The sequence below is a fragment of the Mycobacterium sp. 1245499.0 genome, assembly GCF_001673615.1.
GTDB lineage: Bacteria > Actinomycetota > Actinomycetes > Mycobacteriales > Mycobacteriaceae > Mycobacterium > Mycobacterium europaeum_A.
The window spans coordinates 1-1,006 of record NZ_LZMG01000130.1; the positions used below are offsets into that span (position 1 = coordinate 1).

The following is a 1,006-nucleotide window of genomic DNA, read 5'->3' on the forward strand; positions in this document are numbered from 1 at the left end:
CGGCCGCCCTGCAGGCGCCGATCTACCTGCATCCGACCATCCCCCCGGCGGGCGTCATCGAGTCCAGCTACGCGGGTTTCGCCGAGCCCGTCACGTTCGCGCTGGCCACGGTGGGCTGGGGGTGGCACATCAACACCGCCACCCACGCGCTGCGGATGATCCTGGGTGGCGTGTTCGACCGGCACCCGTCGCTGCAGATGATCATCGGGCACATGGGTGAGGCGACGTCGTTCATGCTGCCGCGCTTCGACGCCACGCTGACACCGGAGCTGACCGGTCTGCAGCGTCCCGTCAGCTACTACCTGCGGGAGAACTTCCACTACACATTCGCCAACTTCAACGACCGCGCGACGTACGCGAACCTGGTCGCCCAGGTGGGGATCGACCGCGTGGCCTTCTCCGCCGACTATCCGTTCGGGTCGATGGTCGCCGCCCGCGCGTTTCTGGACAGCCTGCCGCTCACCGACGACGAGCGCGCGGCCATCAGCCACCGCAACGCCGAAAAGCTGTTGGGGCTCTAGGGAAGTCGTGAACCGGTCACGGGTCGATAAATTCGGGCCATCGGCTCTGTATCGATACCTGTGTCAGGGCAGCGGCTTTCGCGTCTCGGTGCGTAACCTGAGTGCCGCTATATGAATCGTCTGGGGAGCGGCGGGTGCGGTTTTCGGAGAATGCGCGGCGAAGCCTGGCCGGTGGTTCGCTGCTGCTCGTAGCCCTGGTGGCCGGCTCGGAGCTGGTCTCCGGCTGCAGTTCGGTCATCGGCGGCCGGCCGGTGGCCTCGCCAGGAGCCGGCCCCACCGAACCGTCCTTCCCCACACCCAGGTCCACGCCGCCGTCGGCCACCGCCGCCCCGGCGCCGGGCCCGTCGGCCGCACCGGCGAACCCGACCACCCCGGCCGGCGCCATCCCGCTGCCGCCCGACCAGAACGGCTACGTCTTCATCGAGACCAAATCCGGCGTGACGCGCTGCCAGATCAACAGAGACACCGTCGGCTGTGAGGCGCCC

At 68.7% G+C, this 1,006-nt stretch carries 1 protein-coding gene and 1 pseudogene; both read left to right on the forward strand.

What is annotated here, in order from left to right:
- On the forward strand, positions 1–521 hold a 521-nt coding region (locus tag A5646_RS06480; RefSeq protein ID WP_156765535.1), incomplete at its 5' end, for an amidohydrolase family protein.
- 134 nt (positions 522–655) lie between these two features.
- Positions 656–1,006 (forward strand): annotated as a pseudogene (locus A5646_RS06485) (hypothetical protein); the annotation flags it as partial.